This window comes from Rhodocaloribacter litoris, assembly GCF_011682235.2.
Classification (GTDB): Bacteria; Bacteroidota; Rhodothermia; order Rhodothermales; family ISCAR-4553; genus Rhodocaloribacter; species Rhodocaloribacter litoris.
In genome coordinates, this window is the sequence record NZ_CP076718.1 from 895,728 (window position 1) to 912,498 (window position 16,771).

Below are 16,771 nucleotides of genomic sequence, written 5' to 3' on the forward strand. Positions count from 1 at the left end.
CGGGGTCCTCCCATACCGGCATCCGGCCACTTCGTTGTTTATCAACCAGCTAGCTGACTTTGGCAGAAAAGCGTCTCACGATTGACAAGGCGGAGCCCCTGCTGCTTTTCGGGTTCAATGACAAACATCTTCGGAAGGTGGAGGGGGCCTTTCCCGATACCCGCATCACCGCGCGCGGCAACCAGGTCATTCTGCAGGGGGATCCCGAAAGCCTGCACCGCATCGAGCGGATCCTCGACGAACTGACCGTCGTCCTCAACCGCAACGGCAACCTGACCGAGAACGACGTCGAGACCGTGCTGGCCCTGTTCACCGTTGGCGACGGGGCGAGCGGACGGGCAGGGCTCGACGCGCAGAACGTCGTGCTGTTCACCCCCGGCGGGTCGGTCAAGGCCAAAACGCCCAATCAGATCCGGCTCGTCGAGAGCGCACGGCACAACGACATTGTCTTCGCCGTGGGGCCGGCCGGCACGGGCAAGACGTACACGGCGGTGGCCCTGGCGGTGGCGGCCCTCAAGTCGCGCCAGGTCAAAAAGATCGTCCTTTCACGCCCGGCCGTCGAGGCGGGAGAGCGGCTGGGCTTCCTTCCCGGCGACTTTCGGGAGAAGGTCGATCCGTACCTTCGCCCGCTCTACGACGCCCTCGAAGACATGCTGCCCCGCGACAAGCTCGCCGGCTTCGTGGAGCAGAACGTCGTCGAGATCGTGCCGCTGGCCTACATGCGCGGGCGGACGCTCAACTCGGCCTTCGTCATCCTCGACGAGGCCCAGAACGCCACCCACCTGCAGATGAAGATGTTCCTGACGCGCCTGGGGGCCAACAGCCGCGCCATCATCACCGGCGACGTCACGCAGACGGACCTGCCCAGCCGCGAGCACAGCGGCCTCGTGCAGGCCCGGCAGATCCTCGAAGGCGTCGAAGGGATCGACTTTGTCTACTTCGACGAAGGGGACGTCGTGCGCCACCGCCTCGTGAAAGACATCATCAAGGCGTACGAGCGGTACCACCAGGACGAAGAACAGCGCACGGGCGGCAACCCGCGCTGAGCGACGGCTCAGGCACCGGCGAGGAGGGCCTCCGGGGGCACCACGTACGGCTCCCGTACCTCGGTGGGGTTGTTGTGCTCGTCGACCAGGACGATGCGGGGGCGATGGCGCCGGGCCTCCTCGGGCGTCATCTGGGCATAGGCAATGACGATGACCTCATCCCCCCGGGCCGCCAGACGGGCAGCCGGCCCGTTCAGGCAAACGGTGCGGCTTCCGGGAGCCCCGGGAATGGTGTAGGTTTCCAGACGGGCCCCGTTGTTCACGTTGACCACCTGCACCTTCTCATAGGGCAGGATGCCCGAGGCGGCGAGCAGCTCTTCGTCCAGCGTGATCGAGCCCTCGTAGTAAAGATCCGCCTCCGTCACCCGGAGCCGGTGCAGCTTGGCCCGAAACATGGTGAGGGTCATGTCCTTCGCGGTTGGTCGAAACGGGTAGCGCTTTCAGCCGGGCGGCACGCGGATGAACGCATTGTCGATGAGGCGCGTGTTGCCGAAGAAGACCGCGACGGCGGCCAGGGCTTCCCGGCCCGGCTGCAGGAGGTCGACCGGCTGCAGCGTCTCGGCATCGACGACCTCGGCATACTGCACCCGGGCCAGCGGGGCTTCGGCCAGCGCGCGGCGCATCGCTTCAACAAGCAGGGTCACCCGCTGTTCCCCCGCCCCGGCCAGGCGCCGGGCCTCCTCCACGGCCCTCGAGAGCACCACCGCCTGCGCCCGCTCTTCCGGCGTCAGATAGACGTTCCGGGAGGAAAGCGCCAGCCCGTCCGGCTCCCGCACCGTCGGTACCCCCACCATCTCCACGTCGAAGTTGAGGTCGTGCACCATCCGGCGCAGGATCAGGAACTGCTGTGCATCCTTGAGCCCGAAAACGGCCACGTGCGGCTTGCAGGCCAGAAACAGCTTGGCGACCACCGTGGCAACCCCGCGAAAATGCCCGGGCCGGAAACGCCCGCACAGATGCTCGTCCAGCCCCTGCACGACGACCCACGTCCGGTGCGCCGCCTGCCCGCCCGGGTACATCGCCCGTTCATCCGGCGCGAAAACGACTTCCACCCCCCCCAGCGCCTCCAGCTTCTCCAGATCGGCTTCCAGCGTGCGCGGATAGCGGTCAAAATCCTCCCCCGGAGCAAACTGGGTGGGGTTGACGAAGATGGAAACCGTCAGGTGATCGGCATGGTGACGGGCTTCCCGGACGAGGGCCAGGTGGGCTTCGTGCAACGCACCCATCGTGGGCACAAGCGCCAGACGACGCCCCGCCCGCCGCGCCCCGTCCGCCTCGGCCTGCATGGCCTCCACCGTGCGAATGAGCTTCATGACCCGCCTGGCTTGCCTCCCGTTGCGACGCTCCGAAAAAAAAACCTTCATAACTGATGTTACGCAGTAGGCGACGAAGCCGTCACGTTGCTTCCCCTTCGCTTCGTGGCGGGCCCCTCGACCAGGGAGAGGGCGACCCCCATCCCCCCTTCGGGGACCTTCCCCCTGCAGGGCCGCCGGGGGCGGCCAGGGGGAAGGGCTTGGGCCGAGACGATGCGGCCATGCAGCCCCTCCCCATGCAAAGGAGGTGTCGCGAAGCGACGGAGGGGTAGTCCTGCTATCCCACAGGTCTCCACTGCGTAACATCAGTTCATAATATACGGGCAACACCCCGTTCAAACCCGGCACAGCACGCGGCCGGACGTTTTCCCCCGGTCTTGCAGGTATTTTCTCAGATTTTTTTTATCGAACGGGTGCGCTTCCGGAAAGGTGGAATTATATACCGGAAGGTGTTGCGGCCATCGCCGGGGGAGCCCCGGGGAACGGACCCCAACGGGCGTGTGACCCGTCCGATCGGCGTGCACACACCGCGCTTCCATCCCTCGCCCCGGCCGCTATCGCTCTAAGCACCCCTTTGCTCCGACCACGGCAACGCCCACGCGAAAGAGGTTTTCCCATGTCCAGCCATCGCATAGAAAAGGATTCGCTCGGTGAGGTACAGGTACCCGCCGAGGCGCTCTACGGCGCACAGACGCAGCGCGCGCTCGAAAACTTTCCCATCAGCGGCCTTCGCTTTCCCCGCCGCTTCATCGAAGCCCTGGGCCTGATCAAGCAGGCGGCCGCCGTCGCCAACCGCGATCTGGGCCTGCTCGACCCGGAGAAGGCCGAGGCCATCATCGCCGCCGCCCGGCAGGTCGTCGACGGTGAGGTGGACGACCAGTTCGTGCTGGACATCTTCCAGACCGGCAGCGGCACCTCGACGAACATGAACGCCAACGAGGTCATCGCCAACCTGGCCACCGAGCACCTGGGCGGCCGGCGCGGCTCGAAGCTCGTGCACCCGAACGACGACGTCAACATGTCGCAGTCGTCGAACGACGTGATCCCGACGGCGATGCACATCGCGGCCCGCATGGCCCTCGAAGCGGAGCTGATCCCGGCCCTGCAGCGGCTGCTGGCGGCCCTCGAAGCCAAGGCCGAGGCCTTCGACGACGTGCTCAAGAGCGGCCGTACCCACCTGATGGACGCCACCCCGGTGCGCCTCGGTCAGGAGTTCGGCGGCTATGCGGCACAGATCCGCAACGGCATCCGTCGCCTGCGAGAGGCTTCCTACGAGCTTTCCTGGCTGGCCCTCGGCGGCACCGCCACCGGCACCGGCATCAACCGCCATCCCGAGTTCCCCGCACGGGCCATCCAGCTCATCAGCGAGGTGACGGGCCTGGAATTTTTCGAAGCCGAGAACCACTTCGAGGCCCAGGCCGCGAAGGACGGCTACGTCATGGCCGCCGGTGCGCTCAACACCCTGGCCGTCTCGCTCATGAAGATCGTCAACGACATCCGCCACCTCGCCAGCGGCCCGACGAGCGGGCTGGCCGAGATCCGGCTGCCGGCCATCCAGCCCGGCTCGTCCATCATGCCGGGCAAGGTCAACCCGGTGCTCTGCGAGGCCGTGATGATGGTCTGTGCCCGCGTCATGGGCAACCACCTCACGATCACCGTCGGCGCCCAGCACGGCAACTTCGAGCTGAACACGATGATGCCGGTGATGGCCCATGCCATGCTCGAGAGCATCCACATCCTCACCGGCGCCTGCGACGCCTTCCGCACGCGCTGCCTCGAAGGCATCGAGGCCGACCGCGAGCGGTGCCGCGAGTTGCTCGAACGCAATCCCGCCATTGCCACAGCCCTCAACACGGTCATCGGCTACGACAAGGCCGCCCAGGTGGCCAAAACCGCCGCCGCGCAGCGCAAATCCGTTCGCGAGGTCGTCAAAGAGATGGGCCTGCTCACGGACGAGGAGCTGGACCACTACCTGAACGTCCGGGACATGACCGAGCCGGGTATTCCGGGACATTGAACGCTGGCGTCCGGTGCGCCGTTCGGCGGCGTACCGGTCCTCCTCAACGCCCGGTGAGTTCCCGGACGCGGGGGCGGGCCAGTATCCACGCGGCGAGCGTCATGCCGTCCCACAGCACGTTCTCCCCGATCAGCCGGTCCACCTCGGGCGGTTCCAGGCGTTCGAGGACGAACTCTTCGGTGGCGTCCGGCACGGCGCCGGCGGCCGGACGCAGCCCGGTGGCGACGTAGACGCGGCACATCTCGTCGGTGACGCCGTTGTACGGGTTGAAGCTCCCGACCGGCTCCAGGTGCACGGCCTCGAAGCCCGTCTCCTCGGCCAGTTCCAGCCGGGCCGTTTCGTCGTACGTGTGCCCGTCCTTCACGCTGCCGGCCGCAAACTCGAGGCTCTCCCGGTCGCACAGGTAACGGTACTGCCGGACGAGCACCACCCGGCCGTCGTCCAGCAGCGGAACGACCATGCTCGAACCGTTGGTGTGCACGTAGTGGTACTCGCCCGCCACCCCGCCCGGGATCTCGAACCGGTCACGCCGATACGTCCACCAGGGATTGCGAAAGAGCACTTCCGTGCCGAGCCGCTTCCAGCGTTTCAACATGGCTTCCCCGCCAGGTGACCCGAAAGGCGGCTATCGACCGGCCCGGAACGGCACGACGAACTCGGTCCGATCCCACTGGAGGCGCAGCAACCCGCCCGCCGGGGTCTCGTCCACCAGGATGGTAAAGGGTTCGACGACCGCGTCGAGCTCCCGCCGTTGCATGGGAACACGGCCCAGGTCGCGTTCGGGATCGTAGGAGGTTCCCCCCTGCCCCGTCTGCCGGTTGATGATCAGCAGGCCGCCGTCGGGCTGCGGGATGGTGAAGAGGGTGTAGGTGCCGGCCGGCACCTGCAGCTCGCCGAAGACAAGCGGGCGGTCCGTGGTCAGGTGCGTGGCCCGGTTGGCTCCGGTGCGCCACACCTCGCCCCAGGGTACGAGCGCCCCGAAGATCTCGCGCCCGCGCTTGTACGGCACGCCGTAATCGACCACGATCGTGGCACCATGAACCGTGGCCCGGGCCTCGCCCCGCGTCGACAGGGGGCCGAACGACTGCCCGGCGGCGTCGCGCGCGGCGAAGCGCTCGGCCAGGGCTTCCAGATCCACTGCGGGCTGGCGCCGGACGCGGAGCTTGCGCGTCGTGCCGGACGCATCCAGCTCGACGAGCCGCCCCGCCGCATCGACGCGGACGCCCATCGTGCCCCGGAACGGATGGGTGACGGTCATCGAGTCGGGACCGGCACGGCGCACGACGAACGACATCACGTTCGAGCCGGCAAAGAGGGGTTGCACGAGGCTATCGGCCCCGGCGGCCCGGGCCCGCATGAGCATCAGCTCGAAGGGCCAGTGGATCATGTCGAGGAAAGGCAGGACGTCCGGCGGCGCCGCCAGGGCCCGGCGCCGCGTCTCCTCCCCGGCGGTGGTGACGATCACGAGGCTGTCCCCCTCGAACGTGGCCACCTCCTGCCGGGACGGCGGTGCCTCCGGCGGGGCCGTCGCCTCGCGCACGGTCGCCTCGAAGCGGCGGAGCTGCCCCGCCTCGTCGAGCTCGAGCCGGTACCGGTGCACCGTGGTCACCGGCGTGCGCAAGACCACCTCGGCCTCCATCCCCTCCGGCACGTGCCGGAACCGTTCGACGGCCAGCGTATCCTCACCGAGGACGGTGACGAAGGCTCCCTGCCCGGCTTCGTCGCGCGGCGCCGTGTCGCATCCGAAAAGCAAGCCTGCAAGCAGAAACGGGATCAGTAGACGCATGGGTTCGGGGGATTTTTTCTTAACGTCGTCCGAAAAGCGGGCCAACGCGGTGTGGAGCGGGTTCGGCGTCGTGCCCGGAAGGTTCCACAAAATAGGCGTCCCGGCCCCACACATGGAAGGGGCTTGCCATCAAGCGCGACGACCGGGCCACGAAACGCACCGGGCACGCAACGGAGCGCCGCCCCGGCACGTTCGCGCTAGCGGCCGGCCTCCATCGCCCGCACGTGCTCACCGAACTTCTCCGAGAGGCTTTCGACCTGGGGAACCCGCTCGGACACGTAGTCCCAGGCACGCGGCAGCACGCCGGCGACCGGATCGTAGAGCACCGATCCCTGCTCGAGTTCTTCCCCCGGCAGTCCCACGTAGTGGAGCACGAGAAAGACGACGCTGAGCGCCAGGGCGGCCTTGAAGGCCCCGAGCGCCCCACCGCCGAGCCGGTTCAGGAACGTCAGCTTGAGCACGCCCACGAGCCCCTCGACCATCCGCGCCAGCGCAAAGACGGCGATCTGTATCGCCATGAAAACGAGGATGAATCCCACGAGCGGGGCGATCCGGTCGGAGAGGCCGAGGCTCTCGGCCGCCATGTCCCCCACGGGCGTCATGAACTGCACCCCCAGGATGAACGCCAGCACCAGGGAGACCACGCTCGCCACCTGCCGGATCAACCCGGTCGAGAAGCCGTGCACCGCCCCGGCGAGCAGGATGAAGAGGATCAACAGGTCGAGTGTGTTCATGACCGGCGTGCGGGGGTTGGAGGATCAGGAGGCCGGTTCGGAGAGCAAGGCCCGTGCCAGCGCCTGCACCTGGCGGCCGTCGGCCCGGCCGCGCAGGCGTGCCATGGCCGTTCCCATCACCCGGCCCAGGTCGCGCACGGACGTGGCGCCCGTCTCGGCGATGACCTGTTGCAGCACCGTACGGATCTCCGCTTCGCCGAGTTGCTCCGGGAGGTAGGTTTCGATCACGGCCAGCTCCTCGCGCTCCTTCGCGGCGAGGTCCTCCCGGCCCGCCTGCTCATACTGCTCGATGGCATCCCGCCGCTGCTTGGCCTGTTTTTGCAGAACGGCCAGCTCCTGCTCCTCCGTCAGCGTCGCCTCGCCGCCCGTCCGTTCTTCGATCTCTTTTTCGAGCAGGGCGGCCCGCAACGAACGGATCGTACGCAGCCGCACCGCATCCTTCGTGCGCATCGCCTCTTTCAGATCTTCCGAAAGCCGCTCCTTCAATGACATGGTCGTACGCGATTGAAACAGACAGAATGTCCCTGCAAGGTAACGAATCCTCCCCGAAATTGGGATGCGACAGGGCAGGATTCCGGACGAGCCGGCCCGTTCCCGTAAAAGCGTTCGGGCGGGCGGAAGCGGGCTTCAGCGCAGGAGGAGCCGCCGTCACTTCTCTCTCACGCGACCCGTGCAGAAAACCCCATTTCCAGATCGATAGCACGCAGTACTCTTTGGATCTTATCTACCTCCTTCTTTTCGAAATAAGCTTCGCCGCACTGCGTGCACACCCATGCCGGCAGCGCATGCCAGTGGATATGATACCCGTTCCTATCAACCGAGAACGGGGCTCTTTTCTTCTCCATCCTGCCCTGGCAGTACATACATTCCATCAAACCTTCCTCCGCTTAAAATCCTCCGACCATACCTCTGGGTCGGGAACATAAGCCGTTATGATCGCAAAGTATTCGTCTTTTGGGACACAGACCACATGCACGGCCCGCCTGCCTGTCCCATAGCCCAGCATCAAGCAGCTATGCCCTCGCCGGTCCTCTGGATAATCCTCAATCACCTCTCCGTTCCAGATCACGTCTTCGATCTCCTCCGAGGAAATCATTCGATCCGGCCGGGACATCGGGCGAATGGCATGAGACAGGAAAAGATCCGCTTCGATGCAGCCTCTCTAACCTTCTGTTGAATATCCACTGCAAAGATGGGTTTGCGCCAACGGCGTAAGCTCACGTCTCTGCAGCGTGTTGATCAAGCCGTTGTCCCGGGCGGAAGCGGGCTTCAGCGCAGGAGGAGCCGGATGGCGAAGAAGCCGAGGCTGATCTGGCTGACGCCGAGGGCGATGCCGGAATAGAGGTCATAGCGTTCGATGGCCGGGCGCAGGCGCGGGTCGCCGGTCCTCTGGTAGTGGTCGAACCGCCGGTCGGCTTTCATCTTGAAATGCACGGCCAGGGCGCCGGCCGCGAGCGCCGTTCCGACGGCAGCGTAATCGATCCAGGCCCGGTGTTTCCCCGGCGGCTGCCAGTCCACCTCGGCGCCCGGGAAGGCGGCCGCGGCTGCTGCCACCGGCGTCAGGGCGACCACGTGCCGGTTCCAGAGGGCCGTGCCGGCCGGCCGGCGTTCCCGCTCGAACCCCGGCAGGTCGATCACCAGGTCCCCCTGGAGCGGGGCCGGACTCCGGTACGTGAGGGGCGTCTCACCCAGGCGGACCCGGCCGCTGTCCGTTGCCAGGTAGACGGGCGCCCCGAACGGAATGGACTCGACGCGGTAGTGATACGGGAAAGGCAGGTGGAGCCGGAGCGTGTCGCCGGGTGGCAGGGCCGCCAGGTCGACCTGCCGGGGTTCGATCGTCCAGGCGTCGACCGCCGGTGGTACGAGACGAAGCACGCGCACGCCGGGCGGAAGCGTAAAGACCGCCCTGGAGGCCGGCCCCAGCCAGAGCGAATCCGCAAAGACCATGGCCTTTGGCTCGTTCGTCTCCAGGACGAGCACCGCCCCCCCCTGGGCGACGGCGTCGCCGGAGAGGCCCGGCAACCCGGCGATCAGACTCGAGACGAGCAAGACGATCCTGCGCATAGCCGTTTGAAAAGATCGGTTCAGCGGGTGCCGGCCGGCGGGCCGGTGTGCGGGACGAAGGCGTACACCGCATGCGGCTCGGCCAGCACGACGAGCAGGCCGTCCCGCGCCGCCATCGCGGACTTGACCCGTCCTTCGAGCCGGTATTCCCAGGTCTTCATGCCGTCGGACCGGTTGACGGCATAGAGCATCCGCCCCATCGTGCCCACATAGATGGTCTCGCGAGTCAGGAGCGGCGGGGCGGTGATGGCATCGGGCGCGGCGAAGGTCCAGCGCACCTGCCCGGTGGCGGCGTCGAGCAGGCGGAGGACGCCGTCCGAACCGCCGACGGCGAGGTCGCGGCCGTCAAGGGCGGGCGCGGCCAGGCGCACGGTCGTGTCCGGCACGGCGAAGGTCCAGCGCACCTGCCCGGTGGCGGCCTCCAGGGCCAGCAGGCGCCCGCGCGTGGTGGCGAAGAAGAGCGTGGCGCCGTCGGTCGTGGGGGTCACCTCGACGGGCCGGCCCAGGTGCCGTGTCCAGACCGGGGTGCCGTCCCCGGGACGCAGGGCCGCCACCCGGCCCTGTTCGTCGACGACGACGACGCGGCCGGCGGGGTCCGAGGGGTCGGATCCGGTAGCCACCGGCGTTGCCAGCACGGCGGCTCCGCCGCGCGTACCGGTCGTCTCATGCAGCCGGCGCGTCCAGCGGGTCTCCCCCGTGCGGGCGTCGAGGGCCCAGACGGTGCCCTCGACGTCGGCGACAAAGAGGGTCTGGCCCAGCAACAACACACCGGCCTCGATGGGCGGCGCCTTCCGGAGCGACCAGACCTCCGCCGGGCGGGCCAGGTCGAGCGCGCGCAGCACCTTGCCGCCCCAGGCCACCGGCACGTACAGCAGCCCGTGCCCGACGGCCGGCGTCCCATCGACCGCCTCCCCGACGCCCTGGGTGCCGATCTTCTTGCCGTCGGCGACCCGGATGCCATGCACCTCCCCGTGCCGCGTCGCCACCAGGACGGACTCGCCGAGCAGCAGCGGCGACACCGGCCCGAAGCCTCCCCCTGCGTCATACGTCCAGGCCAGATCCAGCGGGGGGTTCAACGGCACATCCACCGCGTGCCCGCGCCGGGGCGAATCGCCCTCGGTCAGCCAGTCGCTCTCCCGGACGAGGGCCGGGCGCTCCAGCCGGAGGGCCGTGCAGCCGGTGCCGAGCAGCAGCACCGCCGGCAGCACCACCAGGTACCCGGCAACCCTGCCCCCGCCTTTCCTCCCGTTCTTCATCACCCCTGGCAACGACATCACGGCTCAGAAATCGAAACCGAAGAAAAACTGTTTGAACGTCTTATCCCGTCGCGAGAAGCCATCACGGAAGCGGTACCCGATGTCGTAGCGCAGCACAAAGGCCCCGAAGAGGTTGAGCCGGAAGCCGATACCGGTCGACCCCAGCGTCTCCCCGGCGAAGATCTCCGGGACGCGGTCGTGATAGCCGTCATTCCAGGCGTGGGCGGCATCGAAGAAGAGGGCGCCGCGCAGGTTGGCGATGCCGAAGGGAGCCAGGATCGGGAAAAGGACGGAGGGGGCCTTCAGGATCGGAAAACGCAGCTCGTGCGAGGTGAACCACATCTTCTTGCCGCGCACGTCGAGGAAGGGGAAGCCGCGCAGGTCCCAGCTTCCGCCGAGGACATACAGGCGGGCTTCTCGGCCCTGGTTCCACCGCCCCATCACCCAGGAGGCCAGCGTCACGTCCGAGGTGATCCGGAGGTAATGGCGCACGTCGGCGATCAGGCTGAAGTAGCTGACATTCGAGTACAGCACGTCGGTGGTGTAAGCCAGCGTCAGGCGCCCGCGCCACCCGTCGATGGGCCCGTTGTAGTGATAGAGGGCGTTGTCGTGCACGAGCGAAAGGCCGGTCGAGAGCAGGAGGGCGTCGCGGTCGATGTTGCGGATGGCGATCTCCTTGTTGCTCCAGTTGAGTGACGAGCTTACCTCCAGCCGCCGGAACTTCGAGATGGGGTAGCTGACCGAGCCGAAGCCGCCGTAGATGGTTTCATAGACGAAGGGGAACTCGGTGGGCGCATCGGGATCGGTGATGTCGTAGCGCCGGCCGCTGAAGCGGTAGAGACCGTAGCCGATGTTGGTGCGCCGGTGGAGCTGGAAGCGGGCGACGGAAAAGCTGAGGCTCTTGAGGAAGTCGTCGCGGGTACTGCCGGTGTTGTACAGGGTCAGGAAGAGGTGGTCGTCGCCGAGCATGTCGGAGAAGGCAAGCACGGCCCCGCCCGTCGTTCCGAGGACGGGACTCTGGCTGACGACGCCCTGTGCGATGTCCAGCTTGAATTTCTTCTTGTAGGGCGAGCGTGTGGCGCCGCCCTCACCGAGATCGACTTGCCCGAAGGCCCAGGAGGGGCCGGTCCGGGCCAGGTCGACGTCCACCTTCTCTTTCGGATAGGCCAGGAGCGAGTCGAGGCCGGTCAGGGCCCGGATGGTGAAGCGCAGTCCTTCGAAGCTGGTAAAGAGCACGTTGCCGGCATCGGTCCAGACCGGGTCGAAGGCGGCGGTGGTGAGGTTGGTGAGGCGATAGAGGGTGCGGGTGGTAGCAGGCCGCAGGGCCGCCCCGGTCGCGTCGGGGTCGGCGGCCGAGGCGACGGCCGGGACATCGCCCAGGGCCTGCGTCATGTCCGCCACCCAGAGGTCCTGCGGCCCGTAGCGGCCGGTGCTGTCCTGGAAGGTGCTGGTGAAGATGAGGTGGCGGCCGTCCGGGCTCCAGCGCGGCGAGAAGTCGTGCCGCTTTCCGAAGGTGACATAGCGGACGTGGCCGGTTTCGAGGTCGTAGGTAAAGAGGTTATAGTATCCATGACGCCCCTCCGAGGTGCGGTCCGAGGAGAAGGCGATCCAGCGGCCGTCCGGGCTCCAGGCGGGATCGCGGTCGTCGTAGGGGTCGTCGGTGAGGCGCTGCAGCGCGCCCCGGTCCATGTGATAGACGTACAGGTCGCTGTAGCCGCTCCGGTCGATGGAGGAGAAGACGAGCCGCCGGCCGTCCGGGCTCCAGGCAGGCGAGTAGATGGCGATGAGGTCTTCGAACTCGTACGTCGGCCCCAGCGCATCGGCAACCAGGTCGTAGACGTGGATGACGTCCCGGCCGCCGCTCTGCGTGACGAAGGCCAGCTTCCCCTGAGGCGAGATGCTGATCCGGCTCTCGAGCAGGTGGAACGCTTCGAAACGGTCGCTGCGTTCCCCGTGGATGAGCACCTCCGGCTCCCCGACCGGGCGGAGGCGCTCGTCGACGGCGACCGCATACACGTTGCTGTAGCCGGTCTTGTTACCCACGAAATAGACTTTCCGGGTGCCGTCCGGAAAGCGGAAATAGTCCGGCTTGCCGTTGAAGCCTTCGACCGCCACGCCCCCCGCCAGCAGCGACGGCGCCTCGACGTCCTCCAGATGCGGGTAATACTGCGCCTTCAGCCAGGCCTCCCACCGCTGCCCGATGGTGCGGTAGTCCTCCTTCAGCGTGTATTCCATCACCTTCTCGAAGTTGCGGTCCACCCACACGTTCTCGATCAGCCGGAGGAGCTTCTCCTCGCCGTACGTCTCGGAAATGAAGCGGCACAGCGCCTCGCCCTGCTTGTACATCACGAAGGAGCCGTAGATGCGGAAGATGTCCGGCAACGGGACGAGGTAGTTGGCAAAGAGGGCGTCCCGGATGACCATCTCGTGCTGGTAGTCCGGCGGCCCTGACCAGTACTCGGCGAGCCCTTCGGTGAACCACAGCGGCACGAACCGGTCCGGCGGCTTGCGGTGGTCGCGCAGCACCCGCAGGATCTTGTTGTAGGTGAAGACGTGCACGAGTTCGTGACGCACGACCCGGCGGAACCGGTGGAGGTTGCCGTTGGCCGGGATGACCACCCGGCCTTTGAGAAATTCGAAGAACCCGCCGACCCCGTCCGGGATGAACCCCGGCGTCGTGTTGGTCTGCTTGAAATGCAGGTTCGAGGAATAGAAGATGATGGGGGTCCGGTGGTTCAGGGAGAAGTTGAACCGGTTCTGCAGCTCACGGTACGCTTCCTCGGCGAAGAAGGCGCCCTGGCGGGCCAGCTCCAGCATTTCGGGATAATAGTAGATGTCGAAATGCTCGGTGTGGAGCACCATCCAGTCGAAATCCTCATACTGAACCTTGTTTCGGCCGAAGTGATAGCCATACTGCCCCGCGACCGGCAGGACCGGAAGGAGCAGCAGGAGCGAGAGAAAACCGATACGAAGCCGTCGAGGTGCCATAGCCACACGTAGACCGGTAGGATCGCATCGCCTTGCCCGTGGCGGGCCGGAGCCGGAGAGGCCCTTTTTCGGGCAACGGGCAAGCACAAACGTCGTTCCCAAGGTAACGGAAATATACCCGCTTAGCCAGGGCATTTCGCGTGCGCCGTTCCGGATCGGGGACGGCCGGGCAGCGGTCCACGCCGAACGGCCCGGACGACCCGGTGAACGGCACGGGACCCGCGTGCCGGTGCCTGCGCCGCGCTACGAGCCGGATGGTGCGGCCCGGTCGAGGAAATAGGCGGTGCCGCAGGCGTGTTCGTCGAGCCAGTGGTCCAGGTTTTCCCGGATGGCCTCCTCGCTAGCCGCGTTCATCGCCATGCGGGCCAGGGCCACGCCCTCGCTGCGCTTCATCGCCCGGATGATGCGCTTGATCCCCGGCAGGTAGACCGGCGAGGCGCTGAGTTCGTCCAGGCCGAGGCCGACGAGGATGGGGATGGCCCGCGGGTTGGTGGCCAGCTCGCCGCAGAGGCTGACGGGGATGCCCTGCCGGTGGCCGGCTTTCACGGCCCGGTCGACCAGCATCAGCACGGCCGGGTGCAGGTCGGCGTAGAGCCCGGCCACCAGGTCGTTGCCCCGGTCCACGGCGAGCACGTACTGTGTCAGGTCGTTGGTCCCGATGGAAAAGAAGTCGGCCTCGGCGGCAAAAAGGTCGGCCTGCATGGCCACCGAAGGCACCTCGATCATGATCCCGACGGGCACCTCGCCGTCGAGGTCGTGCCCTTCGGCCCGGAGGCTGTCGGCCGCTTCCCGGAGATGAGCACGGAAGCGGCGGACCTCGCTGAGCGCGGTGACCATCGGCAGCAGGATACGGACCGGCCCGTGGGCGCCGGCCCGCAGGATGGCGCGCACCTGGGGCCGCAGCAGTTCCGGCCGGTCCAGCAGCACCCGGATGCCGCGCCAGCCGAGGAAGGGGTTGTGTTCGCGGTGTGCCATGGGCAGGAGCTTGTCCCCGCCCAGATCGAACACGCGGAACGTGGTGACGCCGGGCCGCACCGCCTCGACGACCTTGCGATAGACCTCGTACTGGGTGTCCTCGGAGATTTCGACGCTGCCCCGCACGAGAAACAGGATCTCGGTACGAAACAGGCCGATGCCCTCGGCGCCGTACTCCTGCAGCAGGGGCAATTCCTCGTAGAACTCGAGGTTGGCCAGCAGCGCCACCCGGTGCCCGTCGAGTGTCTCGGCCGGCAGCGGAACGAGCTGCTTGTCTTCCTGCAGCAACCGCTGGTAGCGTTCCTGGCGTGTGCGATAGGCCTCCAGGGTTTCCCCGGACGGGTTGACGATCACCCGGCCGCGGATGCCGTCGAGGATGATCAGGTCGCCGGTACGGACGTGCTCGGTGACGCTGTGCATGCTCACCACCGCCGGCACGCCGAGCGCGCGGGCCATGATCGAGACGTGGGAGGTCGGCCCGCCGTAGTCGAGGGCACAGCCGAGGATGCCCCGGCGGCTGAAGAGGACGACGTCGGCGGCGGTCAGGTTCTCCGCCACGACGATGCTGGCCGGGTCGATGGCCGAGAGGAGCTTACCCCGCCGCAGGTGCCGGATGATACGTTCCTGCACGTCGAGCAGGTCGTTGGCCCGCTCCCGCAGGTACTCGGTGCCGCCGGCCTCGAGCTGCCGCCGGTACTTGTCGATCACCACCTTGACGGCATAGTCGGCGTTACAGCGTTTCTCCTCGATGAAGCGCCGCACGGCCCCGTAGAGGGCCTCGTCGCGGAGCATGAGCAACTGCGCCTCGAAAATGTCGGCACTGTGCTCGCCGAGCTTCTCACGGGTGACGAGGATGATCTTGTTGAGGTCGCGTTCGGCCCGTGCCACGGCCCGCTCGAACCGTTCCAGCTCTTCCGCCACTTCTTCTTCGGCCAGGCGCCGCTTCTCCACCTCGTACGCGTCCCGCGCATACAGGTAGACGGGGCCGATCGCGATGCCGGGCGAGACACCGATCCCTTCGAGCACGTACTCCTCGTCGGAGCGCTGCGCTACGCCTTCGTTACGCCGCGGAGCCGCCATCTCCGAGACGGTGTCGCCCTCCGGTCTATGCATGGCTCGTGTCCGTACCTTGTGTGGGGATTCCGCTAGGATACCTTCGCGCCCCCGTGCCGTGTTCCGGCCCGTGCAAAACCGGGTTATTTGACCTCGCCGAAGCCTTCTTCGAAGAGGCGCTCCATGGCCTCGGCGGCCTCTTCCTCGTCTTCTCCGTCGAAGATGAGCGTCAGGCGCGCCCCCTGCTCGGCGGCCAGGGTCATCACCCCGATGATGCTCTTGCCGTTGATCTCGTATGCCGTCTTCTGCTTGAAAAAAAAAAACWTGAACTTGGATGCGGTGCGCACAATCATCGAGGCCGGGCGGGTGTGGAGTCCGGCCCGGTTCGTTACGGTGACTTCACGAACGACCATCCGACAGCGAAAAGGTTAGGGTGAACGAACGACCGCTCCGGTCCGGGAACGTTGAGCGTGCCGGGGCAAGATCCGCAGCCTGCCGCATCAGTGCAACCGGGCCTGCATCCGCCGGAAGAGCCAGCACAGGGTTTCTCGCGCCGGCGTGTCCGGCAGCCTTTCCAGGCACCGGCCGGCGGCGGCCGTATAGGCCCGGACGGCTTCGCGGGCCGCCTGCAGTACGCCGAGCCGGTCCATCCGGTGCCGGGCCTCCTCGACCTCGGCCTCCGGCAGGCCTCCCGCCTCGACGACCCGTGCGAACCAGGCCGCTTCCTCGCCCTCGGCTCGTTCGAGCGCCGTCAGCAGGAGAAAGGTCTTTTTTCCTTCGACGAGGTCCCCGCCGACCTGCTTGCCCCACCGGTCGTCTTCCGCCACCAGGTCGAGCAGGTCGTCCTGGATCTGGAAGGCACGGCCGAGGTGTTGCCCTGCCGCCCGGAGGGCCTCGCGGTCGGCCGCCGGTGCCCCGCCCAGGAGCGCGCCGAGTTCGAGCACGGCCTCCAGCAGCGCCCCCGTCTTGCCGTCGATCATATGCAGGTACTCCTCCACGGACACCCGGGAGCGCGTCTCGAACGCTTTGTCGAGGGCCTGCCCTTCACACAGGCGAACCACCATGCGGTGGTAGACCGGCATCATCGCCGCCAGGGACCCGGCCCGGGTACGTGCGAGCAGGTCGTAGGAGAGCGCCATCAGGAAGTCGCCGCAGAGGAGGGCCGTGGCCTCGTCCCAGCGGGCATGCACGGTCGGACGGCCGCGGCGGGTGGCGGCGTGGTCCATGATGTCGTCGTGCACGAGGGTGAAGTTATGGAACACCTCGACGGCCAGGGCCGCCGGCAGGGCCTCGTCGGTCGACACGCCGTAGACCTCGGCCGCCAGGAGCAACAGCACCGGGCGCAGCCGCTTCCCCTGCCCGGCCAGCACGTAACGGGCGGGTTCATAGAGCGTCCGGGGCTCGGCTTCGGCCACCAGGGTGCCCAGAGCGGCTTCCACATGCGCCCGCAGCCGGCCTACGTGTTCGGCACACCGCGCCTCGTTCAAGCTCGTTTTCATGCAGCATAGCCCCTGCGGACCGGGCCGGCAGCTCTTCGGA

General features: G+C 67.2%; 16 protein-coding genes. 2 read left to right on the forward strand and 14 right to left on the reverse strand.

All coding sequences use genetic code 11. From position 1 onward, the window contains the following. The first annotated feature begins 59 nt into the window (after positions 1–59). Positions 60–1,046 (forward strand): PhoH family protein, encoded by a 987-nt coding sequence (locus GQ464_RS03775; protein ID WP_166974707.1) that lies wholly within the window; start codon positions 60–62, stop codon positions 1,044–1,046. Positions 1,047–1,054: 8 nt separating this feature from the next. On the opposite strand, the gene panD is transcribed toward GQ464_RS03775, so the two are convergent. Both panD and panC read right to left on the reverse strand, forming a co-directional pair. Continuing rightward, entirely contained in the window at positions 1,055–1,453 is a 399-nt protein-coding gene (gene panD, locus GQ464_RS03780; RefSeq protein ID WP_166974704.1) for an aspartate 1-decarboxylase, read from the reverse strand. A 33-nt stretch (positions 1,454–1,486) separates the two neighbouring features. Continuing rightward, a complete protein-coding gene (gene panC / locus GQ464_RS03785; protein ID WP_166974701.1) occupies positions 1,487–2,359 on the reverse strand; it encodes a pantoate--beta-alanine ligase in 873 nt (290 codons plus the stop codon). Between the two features lie 616 nt (positions 2,360–2,975). Here panC and GQ464_RS03790 point away from each other — a divergent pair. After that, positions 2,976–4,376: a class II fumarate hydratase gene (locus GQ464_RS03790; RefSeq protein WP_166974698.1), complete on the forward strand. Its 1,401-nt coding sequence runs from the start codon at positions 2,976–2,978 to the stop codon at positions 4,374–4,376. 43 nt (positions 4,377–4,419) lie between these two features. Here GQ464_RS03790 and GQ464_RS03795 read toward each other — a convergent pair whose 3' ends face one another. The 12 genes from GQ464_RS03795 to GQ464_RS03840 all read right to left on the reverse strand — a co-directional run bounded on the left by GQ464_RS03795 (position 4,420) and on the right by GQ464_RS03840 (position 16,731). Then, positions 4,420–4,971: an NUDIX domain-containing protein gene (locus tag GQ464_RS03795; protein ID WP_166974695.1), complete on the reverse strand. Its 552-nt coding sequence runs from the start codon at positions 4,969–4,971 to the stop codon at positions 4,420–4,422. Positions 4,972–5,001: 30 nt separating this feature from the next. Then, positions 5,002–6,162, reverse strand: a complete 1,161-nt coding sequence (locus GQ464_RS03800; protein WP_166974692.1) for a DUF2911 domain-containing protein — start codon at positions 6,160–6,162, stop codon at positions 5,002–5,004. A 197-nt stretch (positions 6,163–6,359) separates the two neighbouring features. Beyond that, the gene (locus tag GQ464_RS03805) at positions 6,360–6,896 is read right to left on the reverse strand and encodes a CvpA family protein (RefSeq protein ID WP_166974689.1); all 537 of its coding nucleotides are present in this window, start codon (positions 6,894–6,896) and stop codon (positions 6,360–6,362) included. Positions 6,897–6,920: 24 nt separating this feature from the next. Next, entirely contained in the window at positions 6,921–7,388 is a 468-nt protein-coding gene (locus GQ464_RS03810) for a GatB/YqeY domain-containing protein (protein ID WP_166974686.1), read from the reverse strand. Positions 7,389–7,555: 167 nt separating this feature from the next. Continuing rightward, positions 7,556–7,768, reverse strand: coding sequence for a YgiT-type zinc finger protein (locus tag GQ464_RS19145; protein ID WP_166974683.1), 213 nt, complete (start codon positions 7,766–7,768; stop codon positions 7,556–7,558). Beyond that, positions 7,768–8,010: a DUF4258 domain-containing protein gene (locus tag GQ464_RS19150; protein WP_166974680.1), complete on the reverse strand. Its 243-nt coding sequence runs from the start codon at positions 8,008–8,010 to the stop codon at positions 7,768–7,770. Before GQ464_RS19150 ends, GQ464_RS19145 begins: the two co-directional genes overlap by 1 nt. A gap of 155 nt (positions 8,011–8,165) precedes the next feature. After that, positions 8,166–8,960: a hypothetical protein gene (locus GQ464_RS03815; RefSeq protein ID WP_166974678.1), complete on the reverse strand. Its 795-nt coding sequence runs from the start codon at positions 8,958–8,960 to the stop codon at positions 8,166–8,168. Between the two features lie 20 nt (positions 8,961–8,980). Next, a complete protein-coding gene (locus GQ464_RS03820) occupies positions 8,981–10,234 on the reverse strand; it encodes an outer membrane protein assembly factor BamB family protein (RefSeq protein ID WP_166974675.1) in 1,254 nt (417 codons plus the stop codon). A gap of 6 nt (positions 10,235–10,240) precedes the next feature. Beyond that, the gene (locus GQ464_RS03825) at positions 10,241–13,204 is read right to left on the reverse strand and encodes a BamA/TamA family outer membrane protein (protein ID WP_166974672.1); all 2,964 of its coding nucleotides are present in this window, start codon (positions 13,202–13,204) and stop codon (positions 10,241–10,243) included. Between the two features lie 243 nt (positions 13,205–13,447). Then, positions 13,448–15,292, reverse strand: coding sequence for a phosphoenolpyruvate--protein phosphotransferase (gene ptsP / locus GQ464_RS03830; RefSeq protein ID WP_228350570.1), 1,845 nt, complete (start codon positions 15,290–15,292; stop codon positions 13,448–13,450). A gap of 83 nt (positions 15,293–15,375) precedes the next feature. Further along, positions 15,376–15,645 (reverse strand): HPr family phosphocarrier protein, encoded by a 270-nt coding sequence (locus tag GQ464_RS03835; protein WP_228350571.1) that lies wholly within the window; start codon positions 15,643–15,645, stop codon positions 15,376–15,378. Positions 15,646–15,732: 87 nt separating this feature from the next. Continuing rightward, on the reverse strand, positions 15,733–16,731 hold the full coding sequence (locus GQ464_RS03840; protein ID WP_166974666.1) for a polyprenyl synthetase family protein: 999 nt from the start codon (positions 16,729–16,731) through the stop codon (positions 15,733–15,735). Between the last annotated feature and the right edge of the window lie 40 nt (positions 16,732–16,771).

Excerpts from the sequence above, each read along its gene's own strand:
- panC (WP_166974701.1), bottom strand. The coding sequence starts at position 2,359 with ATGAAGCTCATTCGCACGGTGGAGGCCATGCAGGCCGAGGCGGACGGG.
- GQ464_RS03825 (WP_166974672.1), bottom strand. The coding sequence starts at position 13,204 with ATGGCACCTCGACGGCTTCGTATCGGTTTTCTCTCGCTCCTGCTGCTC.
- GQ464_RS03820 (WP_166974675.1), bottom strand. The coding sequence starts at position 10,234 with ATGTCGTTGCCAGGGGTGATGAAGAACGGGAGGAAAGGCGGGGGCAGG.
- GQ464_RS03840 (WP_166974666.1), bottom strand. The coding sequence starts at position 16,731 with ATGAAAACGAGCTTGAACGAGGCGCGGTGTGCCGAACACGTAGGCCGG.
- GQ464_RS03805 (WP_166974689.1), bottom strand. The coding sequence starts at position 6,896 with ATGAACACACTCGACCTGTTGATCCTCTTCATCCTGCTCGCCGGGGCG.
- GQ464_RS19145 (WP_166974683.1), bottom strand. The coding sequence starts at position 7,768 with ATGGAATGTATGTACTGCCAGGGCAGGATGGAGAAGAAAAGAGCCCCG.
- GQ464_RS03790 (WP_166974698.1), top strand. The coding sequence starts at position 2,976 with ATGTCCAGCCATCGCATAGAAAAGGATTCGCTCGGTGAGGTACAGGTA.
- ptsP (WP_228350570.1), bottom strand. The coding sequence starts at position 15,292 with ATGCATAGACCGGAGGGCGACACCGTCTCGGAGATGGCGGCTCCGCGG.
- GQ464_RS03800 (WP_166974692.1), bottom strand. The coding sequence starts at position 6,162 with ATGCGTCTACTGATCCCGTTTCTGCTTGCAGGCTTGCTTTTCGGATGC.
- GQ464_RS03810 (WP_166974686.1), bottom strand. The coding sequence starts at position 7,388 with ATGTCATTGAAGGAGCGGCTTTCGGAAGATCTGAAAGAGGCGATGCGC.
- panD (WP_166974704.1), bottom strand. The coding sequence starts at position 1,453 with ATGACCCTCACCATGTTTCGGGCCAAGCTGCACCGGCTCCGGGTGACG.
- GQ464_RS19150 (WP_166974680.1), bottom strand. The coding sequence starts at position 8,010 with ATGTCCCGGCCGGATCGAATGATTTCCTCGGAGGAGATCGAAGACGTG.
- GQ464_RS03815 (WP_166974678.1), bottom strand. The coding sequence starts at position 8,960 with ATGCGCAGGATCGTCTTGCTCGTCTCGAGTCTGATCGCCGGGTTGCCG.
- GQ464_RS03795 (WP_166974695.1), bottom strand. The coding sequence starts at position 4,971 with ATGTTGAAACGCTGGAAGCGGCTCGGCACGGAAGTGCTCTTTCGCAAT.